The organism is Streptomyces sp. NPDC054849, assembly GCF_053610945.1.
The window spans coordinates 1-10,021 of the sequence record NZ_JBSGZI010000002.1 but is presented as its reverse complement, the minus strand read 5'-3'; the positions used below and the strand labels follow the sequence as shown (position 1 = coordinate 10,021).

General features: G+C 70.4%; 6 protein-coding genes. 5 read left to right on the top strand and 1 reads right to left on the bottom strand.

The window, feature by feature from the left end:
- Positions 1–184: 184 nt before the first annotated feature.
- The 4 genes from ACWGIF_RS01270 to ACWGIF_RS01255 are packed head-to-tail and all read left to right on the top strand — an operon-like array spanning position 185 to position 6,959.
- The gene (locus ACWGIF_RS01270) at positions 185–1,534 is read left to right on the top strand and encodes a glycosyltransferase (RefSeq protein ID WP_453489180.1); all 1,350 of its coding nucleotides are present in this window, start codon (positions 185–187) and stop codon (positions 1,532–1,534) included.
- Positions 1,531–3,240 carry an ArnT family glycosyltransferase gene (locus ACWGIF_RS01265; RefSeq protein ID WP_453489177.1) on the top strand — a complete coding sequence of 570 codons (1,710 nt, stop codon included), beginning with the start codon at positions 1,531–1,533 and terminating at the stop codon, positions 3,238–3,240. Before ACWGIF_RS01270 ends, ACWGIF_RS01265 begins: the two co-directional genes overlap by 4 nt.
- A gap of 6 nt (positions 3,241–3,246) precedes the next feature.
- A complete protein-coding gene (locus ACWGIF_RS01260) occupies positions 3,247–4,521 on the top strand; it encodes a glycosyltransferase (protein WP_453489175.1) in 1,275 nt (424 codons plus the stop codon).
- A gap of 23 nt (positions 4,522–4,544) precedes the next feature.
- Positions 4,545–6,959: a galactose oxidase-like domain-containing protein gene (locus tag ACWGIF_RS01255; protein ID WP_453489172.1), complete on the top strand. Its 2,415-nt coding sequence runs from the start codon at positions 4,545–4,547 to the stop codon at positions 6,957–6,959.
- 70 nt (positions 6,960–7,029) lie between these two features.
- Here the strand turns inward: ACWGIF_RS01255 and trhA are convergent, their stop codons facing one another.
- The gene (trhA, locus tag ACWGIF_RS01250) at positions 7,030–7,647 is read right to left on the bottom strand and encodes a PAQR family membrane homeostasis protein TrhA (RefSeq protein ID WP_453489689.1); all 618 of its coding nucleotides are present in this window, start codon (positions 7,645–7,647) and stop codon (positions 7,030–7,032) included.
- 409 nt (positions 7,648–8,056) lie between these two features.
- Between trhA and ACWGIF_RS01245 the strand changes: the two genes are divergently transcribed.
- Positions 8,057–9,877 (top strand): phosphoenolpyruvate carboxykinase (GTP), encoded by a 1,821-nt coding sequence (locus tag ACWGIF_RS01245; RefSeq protein WP_453489169.1) that lies wholly within the window; start codon positions 8,057–8,059, stop codon positions 9,875–9,877.
- Positions 9,878–10,021 lie beyond the last annotated feature (144 nt).

The following is a 10,021-nucleotide window of genomic DNA, read 5'->3' as shown; positions in this document are numbered from 1 at the left end:
CTGACCGCCCTCTTTGTCATTTTCCCCTCACTTTGATTTTTGGGATAGTGGCCGTTGCGCCCACGGGGGGTGGGGGCCACGGGGGTCGGGGGGTTCGGGGGGGGGGGGGGCCGGGGGGGCCCGCCGAGTCTCCGAGGGGGTTTGCTGATCGCCGCCGGGGGGCGGCGGGTCTGTGGGGGGCGTTTTGTACACCTCTGTGTTCATTGTTGTGATTTCACTGGCGCTCTTCTGGATGGCCGCGTTCACGCTCTGGTGGCAGATGCACGCGTGGCGGACCCCGGAGGTGCTCGCCTCCACGCGCTTCGACCGGCCGGACGGCGGAGGCCGCCTGTCCTTCTCGCTGCTGCTGCCCGCCCGCCATGAGCAGGCGGTCCTTGAGCACACCATCGACCGGCTCCTGGAGTCGAGCCACACCGACTACGAGATCATCGTGATCGTCGGACACGACGACCCCGAGACCGCCGCCGTCGCCGAACGGGCCGCGGCCCGGGCGCCGGCCCGGGTGCGGGTCGTCGTCGACCGCCACGAGACGAAGAACAAGCCGAAGGCCCTCAACACCGCCCTCCCGTCCTGCCGCGGTGACATCGTCGGGGTCTTCGACGCCGAGGACCAGGTCCACCCCGAGCTGCTCGCCCACGTCGACCACGCGTTCCGCTCCACCGGCGCCGACGTGGTCCAGGGCGGGGTCCAGCTCATCAACTTCCACTCCAGCTGGTACAGCCTGCGCAACTGCCTGGAGTACTTCTTCTGGTTCCGCTCCCGCCTGCACCTGCATGCCGAGAAGGGCTTCATCCCGCTGGGCGGCAACACCGTCTTCGTGCGCACCGAGGTGCTGCGCGAGGCCGGCGGCTGGGACCAGAACTGTCTCGCCGAGGACTGCGACCTCGGGGTGCGGCTGTCGTCGGTCGGCAAGAAGGTGGTCGTCGCCTACGACTCCGACATGGTCACGCGGGAGGAGACGCCCGGCTCGCTGGTGAGCCTGCTCAAGCAGCGCACTCGCTGGAACCAGGGGTTCCTGCAGGTGTACCGGAAGAAGGACTGGCAGCAGCTGCCCGGGCGCGGTCAGCGCTGGCTCGCCCGCTACACGCTGATGACGCCGTTCATGCAGGCCGCGTCGGGGGTGATCATCCCGCTGAACGTCGCGGTCGCGGTCTTCCTCGATGTGCCGGTGGGGATCGCGTTCTTCACGTTCCTTCCCATGATCACGGCGTTGGTGACGTTCGTCTTCGAGATCGTCGGTCTGCACGACTTCGGCCGGCAGTACGGGCTGCGTGTCCGCTTCGTGCACTACGTCAAGCTCGTCGTCGGCGGCCCCTTCTACCAGGTGATGCTCGCGGGCGCCGCGATCCGCGCGGTCTGGCGCGAGCAGCGCGGCCGTAACGAGTGGGAGCTGACGAGCCACACCGGCGCCCACCTGACGACCGCGACCGCCGGGCCCGCAGTTTCCGCCGCGTCCGTCTCCGCCACTGCCGCTCCCTCCGCCACCGCCGCTCCCTCCGCCTCCACCGCGATCCGAGAGGACAGCCACCAGTGACCGCCACCCTGCCCACGGCCACTGATCCCCAGCCCGCGACCGTCACCGTTCCCGCCCAGCGCAGCCCCGTCGGGGGGCTCGGCGTCCGCCCGGCCCCTCCCGCCCGCCCGCTCGTGCGCTTCCGCTCCTCCCGCCCCGACCTGCTGCTGTGCGGCGCTCTGCTGCTCGTGATCGTGCTCGTGCAGGGCTGGAACATCACCCACTTCCCGACCCTGAGCGACGACGAGGGCACCTATCTCGCCCAGGCATGGGCCGTCCAGCAGGGCGACGGCCTGGCCCACTACACGTACTGGTACGACCATCCGCCGCTCGGCTGGATCCAGGTCGCGGGCCTGACGTACCTGCCGTCCCTGTTCGTGCCCGACTGGATGACCGTCGCGCCGATGCGGTTCTCGATGCTCGCCGTCTCCGGCGTCAGCTCCGTGCTGATGTACGTCCTCGCGCGCCGGCTGTGGCTGCCGCGCTGGGCGGCCGGGCTCGCGATGGGCCTCTTCGGGCTGTCCCCGCTCTCGGTGGTCCTGCAGCGCGAGATCTTCCTCGACAACCTCGCCGTGATGTGGATCCTGCTGGCGTTCTGTCTGGCCGCGTCACCGAGCCGCCACCTGTGGCACCACTTCGGGTCGGGGCTGGCGGCCGCCACCGCCGTCCTGACCAAGGAGACGATGCTGGTGGTGCTGCCGGCGCTGCTGTTGACGATGTGGCGCCACAGCCACCGCGACACCCGCAAGTTCGCCGTCACCGGTGCCATCACCGCCTGCGCGCTGATCGGGCTGTCGTATCCGCTGTACGCCCTGCTCAACGGCGAGCTGCTGCCCGGCTCCGGCCACGTCTCGCTCATCGACGGCATCACCTACCAGATGGGCCGCGAGGGTTCCGGTTTCATCCTCACCCCCGGCTCCGGTTCGAACGGCGTGTTCCGGTCCTGGCTGTACTACGACACGGTGCTGCCGCTCGGCGGGCTGGCCGGCGCGGTCCTTCTGCTGGCCACCCACCGCTGGTCCGTCACCGCCCGGGCGCTGGCGGGCCCGGCGCTCGCCGCCGTCATCCTGGCCGTCGTCGCGATGCGGCCCTCCGGCTACCTCCCGGCGATGTACGTGATCCAGGCGCTGCCGTTCCTCGCGCTGGTCCTCGCCGGGGGCGCGGCCAGCATCACGCACGCCGTGCTGCGCCGGCGCCGGGGCCCCGGGGAGCGCCGGGCGCAGGTGTGGGTGCGCTGGGCGGTGCTCGGCGTACTCGCCGTGTCCGCCGCGGTGTACGTGCTGCCGCGCTGGTACGACGGCAACCGCACGGCCCTCACGGTGGACGCGAACGGCCCGTACCGGCAGGCCGCGGCCTGGCTCGGCAGCGAGGTCGCCGATCCGGCGGGCACCCGGGTGCTGCTGGACGACGCGCTGTGGCTGGACGCCGTGCACCACGGTTTCGAACCGGGGCTCGGCGCCATCTGGTTCTACAAGGCGGACCTCGACCCCGCCGTCACCAAGACCCTGCCGGGCGGCTGGCAGGACATCGACTACGTGGTCTCCTCGCCGACGGTGCGCCGCGACGCGGTGAACCTGCCCACGGTGAAGGCCGCACTGGAGCATTCGACCGCGGTGGCCGTCTTCGGGTCGGGTGAGGACCGCATCGAGATACGCAGGACCGACCGCGCCGACCGCGCCGACCGCGCCGACCGCGCCGACCGCGCCGACCGTACGAGTGGGAGCTGAGCCACCATGAGCGAGGACCTGTGGTCCCTCCATGACCCGGTCGATGCGGAGCTTGTCGCTCCGCAGGCGCCGGCCGGCAGCGTCACCCTCATCGTTCCGACCTTCAACGAGGCCGGCAACGTGGGGGAGTTGCTGCGCCGGCTCGGTGAGGCGCTCCCCGACCACCTGCCCTGCGAGGTGCTGTTCGTGGACGACTCCACGGACGACACCCCCGCCGTCATCGAGAAGGCCGCCGTCGATCACCCCTTTCCGGTGTCCGTCCTGCACCGGGAGGTGGCCGAGGGGGGTCTCGGCGGGGCCGTGGTCGAGGGGGTGAAGCGGGCGGACACCGACTGGATCGTCGTCATGGACGCCGACCTTCAGCACCCGCCGCACCTGGTGCCCGAACTCGTCGGCGAGGGCGAGCGCACGGGCGCCGACCTGGTCGTGGCCTCCCGCTACATCAGCGGCGGCAGCCGGGCCGGGCTCGCGGGGAGCTACCGCATCGCCGTCTCCCGCGGTGCGACCTGGCTCACCAAGGGGCTCTTTCCGCGCGCGCTGCGCGGGATCAGCGACCCCATGAGCGGTTTCTTCGCGATGCGCCGCTCGGCGGTCACCGCGCAGGCCCTGAAGCCGCTGGGCTACAAGATCCTTCTGGAGCTGGCGGTGCGCTGCCGCCCCGGCAAGGTCGCCGAGGTGCCGTTCGTCTTCCAGGACCGGTACTCGGGGGAGTCGAAGTCCACCGCCCGCGAAGGCATGCGGTTCCTGGCCCACCTCGCCTCCCTGCGCTCCGCGACTCCGCTGGCCCGCATGGTCGGCTTCGGGCTGATCGGGCTGACCGGTTTCATCCCGAACCTGGCCGCGCTCTGGCTGCTCACCCACGCCGGGATGCACTACCTCCCCGCGGAGATCGTCGCCAATCAGGCGGGTGTCCTGTGGAACTTCCTCCTCATCGAGACCCTGCTCTTCCGTGAGCGGCGCCGGCACCGCCACTGGGCGGACCGGGTCGGGCGCTTCGCCCTGCTCGCCAATGCGGATCTGCTGGTGCGCATCCCGCTGATCGCGGTGTTCGTGGCCAAGTTCGGGATGGGGGTGCTGCCGGCCACGGCTCTCGCGCTGGTGACCACCTTCGTGCTGCGGTTCGCGGCCACCGAGGCCCTGGTCTATCTGCCGCGCAGGTCGGACACCTCGCGCCGGTCGCCCGCCTCGACCACTCCGACCACTCCGGGCGCCCCGCCCATCCCCGGCGCCCCGACCGCCCCGGGCGCCCCGCCCAGGACGGGACGCCACCCCAGGAGTTGAGCCGCACAGAAGGGATCCTTTCCATGCGTCTGACGATCCGGCGGAGGGCCGGGCGGCGTGCCGCCCTGCTCGCCGTCGGGGCGATGACCGCGGGCCTGCTGCTCACCGCACCGCAGCAGGCCACGGCCGGTCCGCCCAACCTCCTGTCCAATCCCGGCTTCGAGACCGCCGGCGCCGCCGGCTCCGACATGCCGTCCTGCTGGTCGAAATCCGGCTGGGGCGACAACGACTTCACCTTCGCGACCGTCGCCGACGCGCACAGCGGCACCAAGGCGATGAAGGTTTCGCTCACCCGCCGGGTGGACGGCGACCGCAAGGCCCTGGTCACCGAGACCGGCACCTGCGCGCCGAGCGTCACGCCCGGCAGGCAGTACGACCTGTCCGCCTGGTACAAGTCGACCACCCCGGACGTGTCGGTGACGGTGTTCCGCCGTGACACGACGACGGGCTGGCAGTACTGGACCGACCTGCAGAATCCGCCCGTCAGTGCCGCCTGGGCGCGCACGGAGGTCCGTACGCCCCCCGTCCCGCCCCACACCGACAAGATCGCGTGGGGCCTGTCGGTCTACGGGGTGGGCACGCTCACCTCCGACGACTACGCGCTGGAGGAGGTGGGCGCGGTGCCGCCGCAGCCGGCCTGCTCGGGTACGGCGGAGGAGTGCGCCAAGGGCAGGTGGGAGGTGATCCCGGCGCAGAACCCGGTGCGCTCGATGCACGCCGTCGTGCTGAAGAACGGCAAGGTGCTGCTGATCGCGGGCTCGGGCAACGACATCTCCCAGTTCAACGCCGGCACCTTCACCTCGGCCGTCTACAACCCGGCGAACGGCTCCTTCAAGACCATCCCGACGCCGGTGGACATGTTCTGCGCGGGGCACGTGCAGCTGTCCGACGGCCGGGTGCTCGTGATGAGCGGCAACAAGGGGTACCCGTCGGCCGACGGCACGATCGGCTACCAGGGCCTGAGGGATTCGTACACCTTCGACCCGGCGACCGAGACGTACACGAGGACGAACGACATGAACGGCGGCCACTGGTACCCGTCGGCGACGGTCCTCGGCAACGGTGACGTGATCTCCTTCGGCGGGCTGAAGGAGGACTCCACGGGCAATGTGACGGCGGAGAAGTTCTCGGCGGCGCAGAACAAGTGGCTGCCCATGAACGAGGTCAACCAGACCTGGTCGTATTGGGGCCTGTACCCGTCGATGATCCTCATGCAGGACGGGCGGCTTTTCTACTCGGGCAGCCACACTTTCGGCAACGGCACCCCGGGCACCGGCGCCTCGATCTACGACTACGAGGCCAACACCGTCACCGACGTGCCGGGCCTGCGGAACAAGGACGAGCGGGACGAGTCGGCGAGCGTGCTGCTGCCCCCGGCGCAGGACCAGCGGGTGCTGACCATCGGCGGCGGCAACAACGAGCGCAATCCGGCGGCCAACCGGCTCACCGACATCATCGACCTCAAGCAGCCCAGCCCCGCCTACACGGCCGGCCCGCCCCTTCCGCAGGGCCTGGTCGACCAGGGTCTGGGCAAGCGGCCGCAGACCGGCGCGGAGGGCAAGATGTACGTGTCGGCGGTGCTGCTGCCGGACGGCAAGGTGCTGGAGACCGGCGGCGGGCTGCACGACCGGGCCGACCCGGTCTTCGAGGCCTCCTTCTTCGACCCGGCGACCAACACCTACCAGGCGGGCCTGGCCACCGACCCGATCCCGCGGACCTACCACTCGGCGTCCTTCCTGATGCCGGACGGCCGGGTCATGTCGGTCGGCGACAACCCGGGCAACGGCACCTACAACCACAGCGTGTCGATCTACACCCCGCCCTACCTCTTCAGGGGCGCCCGCCCGCAGATCACCTCGGTGATCGACACGCAGTGGGTGTACGGGGACACGCAGCGGATCACCGTCGACCGGCCGATCACCAAGGCGGAGTTGATCCGTCCGGCGGCGGTCACCCACTCCTCGGACCCGAACCAGCGGTTCGTGGACCTGCCGCTGACCGTCGAGGGGAACAACATCGACCTCAACGTCACCAGCAACCCCAACCTGGCGCCGCCCGGCTGGTACATGCTCTTCGCGGTCGACGCGAACGGCATCCCCTCGATCGCGACCTGGGTGCACCTGGGCGGTCCGTCCGCCCTGGCGGCCACCCAGGAGCAGCCGTCCGCGCACGAGCACACCTTCGCGGACAAGCTGGGGCCGGCGAAGCAGAACGCGGCCAAGCGGGACTCCGTCCCGGTCCCGCCGAGCGTGGCCGGCTGCGACCGGCACTACGGCACGGTCAACGTGTGCGTGCCGACCCGCTTTCCGGCCGAGGTGAGGGAGACGGCCAACGCCCGCTGCGACTGGCTGGCCTCCCACAAGTACCCCAAGCGCCTGAAGGTCAACGGCAGCGACCCGCTGCGCCTCGATCCCGACCGCGACGGCTACGCCTGCTGAACCCCGGGGAGGACGGACTGCGGCCGGGACCGCCTCGGGCGGTCCCGGCGTGACCGGGGCCGCCCCGGGGTCAGTGCCGGTAGGCGGCGAGCGAGATGCCGACGTAGTGGGCCACGAAGGCCGCGAGGGTCAGGGAGTGGAAGACCTCGTGGAAGCCGAAGAAGCGGGGGGAGGGGTTCGGGCGCTTCATGCCGTAGATGACCCCGCCCACGCTGTAGAGGAGGCCGCCGACGATCACCAGGACCAGGACGGCGATGCCGCCGCTGCGCATGAAGTCGGGCAGGAAGAAGACCGCCGCCCAGCCCATGGCGATGTAGCAGGGGGTGTAGAGCCAGCGCGGGGCGCCCACCCAGAAGACGCGGAAGGCGATGCCGGCGCCGGCCGCGATCCACACCGCCCACAGCAGGGTCCGCCCGGTGGAGGGCGGGAGCAGCAGGACGGTCAGCGGGGTGTACGTGCCCGCGATGATGAGGAAGATGTTGGCGTGGTCGAGCCGCCGAAGAACGGCCTCGCCGCGCGGTCCCCACGTCCCGCGGTGGTAGACGGCGCTCACGCCGAAGAGCAGGCAGGCCGTGAGGATGTAGATCCCGCAGGCCACGCGTGCACGCGTGGAGTCGGTGAAGGCCATGAGCGCCAGGCCGGCGACGACGACGGCGGGGAACATCCCGGTGTGCAGCCAGCCGCGCATCAGCGGCTTGGCCTCCAGGGCGGCCTCGACGGTCTCGGCGACCCCCAGGGCCTCGGCCTTGACGGTCTCGGCGACCTCGATGGCCTCGGCTTTGACGGTCTCGGCGGCCTGCGTGACCTGGGCGGCCGGTGTGGCCCCGGCGACCGGTGTGGCCTCGGAGGCAGGGACGGCGGCGGCGTCTGAAGTCATGCGCGCCATGCTACCTACGGGCCCGTAGGTTTCCGTCGACGGTCTTTACGGAAGATTGACGGACGTGGCAATGCTCACGTGAGAGGCCCTCTGGACATATGCGCACATCCACCGGATGATCAGATGAGTGCGGTCGACACCGGATGAGCGGAGCGCGAAGCGTCCGGGTCGCAGCCCCCACGGGGCCAACACCAAACACACCCCTCAACAAGGAGCAATCGTGGCGCGCGACAACGCGGCTCCCACCATCCCGACGACCCACCAGGAGCTGATTTCCTGGGTGGACGAGATCGCAGCCCTCACCCAGCCGGACCGCGTCGTCTGGTGCGACGGCTCCGAGGGCGAGTACGAGCGCCTGTGCGAGGAGCTCGTCGCCAAGGGAACGTTCAAGAAGCTCGACGAGACGAAGCGCCCGAACTCGTACTACGCCGCCTCCGACCCCTCCGACGTCGCGCGCGTCGAGGACCGGACCTTCATCTGCTCCGAGAAGGAGGAGGACGCGGGCCCCACGAACCACTGGAAGGCCCCTTCCGAGATGAAGGAGATCTTCGCGGGGGAGCAGGGCATCTTCCGCGGCTCCATGAAGGGCCGGACGATGTACGTCGTCCCGTTCTGCATGGGTCCCCTCGGCTCCGAGCTCTCCGCCATCGGCGTCGAGATCACCGACTCCGCCTACGTCGCGGTCGCCATGCGCACCATGACCCGCATGGGCAAGCCCGTCCTGGACGAACTCGGCACCGACGGCTTCTTCGTCAAGGCCGTCCACACCCTCGGCGCTCCGCTCGCCGAGGGCGAGGCCGACGTCCCGTGGCCGTGCAACACCACCAAGTACATCTCGCACTTCCCGGAGACCCGCGAGATCTGGTCCTACGGTTCCGGCTACGGCGGCAACGCCCTGCTCGGCAAGAAGTGCTACGCCCTGCGCATCGCGTCCGTCATGGCCCGCGACGAGGGCTGGCTCGCCGAGCACATGCTGATCCTCAAGCTCACCCCGCCGCAGGGCGGGGCGAAGTACGTCGCCGCCGCCTTCCCGAGCGCCTGTGGCAAGACCAACCTGGCCATGCTGGAGCCCACGATCTCCGGCTGGACCGTCGAGACCATCGGCGACGACATCGCCTGGATGCGCTTCGGCGAGGACGGTCGCCTGTACGCGATCAACCCCGAGGCCGGCTTCTTCGGCGTCGCGCCCGGTACCGGCGAGCACACCAACGCCAACGCCATGAAGACGATGTACGCGAACACCGTCTTCACCAACGTCGCGCTCACCGACGACGGCGACGTGTGGTGGGAGGGCATGACCGAAGAGGCGCCCGCCCACCTGATCGACTGGAAGGGCAACGACTGGACCCCCGAGTCCGGGACCCCGGCGGCCCATCCCAACGCCCGCTTCGCCGTCCCGGCCTCCCAGTGCCCGACGATCGCCCCCGAGTGGGAGGACCCCAAGGGCGTCCCGATCTCCGCGATCCTCTTCGGTGGCCGCCGCGCCTCCGCCGTGCCGCTGGTGACCGAGTCCTTCGACTGGAACCACGGCGTCTTCATCGGCTCGAACATCGCGTCCGAGAAGACCGCCGCCGCCGAGGGCAAGGTCGGCGAGCTGCGCCGCGACCCCTTCGCCATGCTGCCGTTCTGCGGCTACAACATGGGCGACTACATGGCCCACTGGGTGAAGGTCGCCGCCGACAAGGACCAGGCCAAGCTCCCGAAGATCTACTACGTGAACTGGTTCCGCAAGAACGACGCGGGCAAGTTCGTGTGGCCGGGCTTCGGCGAGAACAGCCGCGTCCTGAAGTGGATCGTCGGCCGCCTCGACGGCACCGCCGAAGGCGTCGAGACGCCCATCGGCATCCTGCCGACCAAGGACTCCCTCGACCTGGACGGCCTGGACCTCCCCGCCGAGGACCTCGACTTCCTCCTCACCGTCGACAAGGAGGTGTGGCGCGAGGAGGCCGCCCTGGTCCCCGAGCACCTCAACACCTACGGCGACCACACTCCGAAGGAGCTGTGGGACCAGTACCACGCCCTGGTCGAGCGCCTGGGCTGAGCCAGGCCGCGCCCTGAAGAAGGGCCGATGAACGTGGGAGCCCCCGACCAAGCGGCGCCCACCGCAGTGGGATCCCCCGACCAAGCGGTTCCCACCGCAACACCGGCCCGGGTGAACGAACACCCGGGCCGGCAGACGAGAGGG

What these genes read in the sequence shown, in the direction of transcription:
- ACWGIF_RS01260 (WP_453489175.1), top strand. Translation starts at nt 3,247, where the DNA reads ATGAGCGAGGACCTGTGGTCCCTCCATGACCCGGTCGATGCGGAGCTT.
- ACWGIF_RS01255 (WP_453489172.1), top strand. Translation starts at nt 4,545, where the DNA reads ATGCGTCTGACGATCCGGCGGAGGGCCGGGCGGCGTGCCGCCCTGCTC.
- trhA (WP_453489689.1), bottom strand. Translation starts at nt 7,647, where the DNA reads ATGCGCGGCTGGCTGCACACCGGGATGTTCCCCGCCGTCGTCGTCGCC.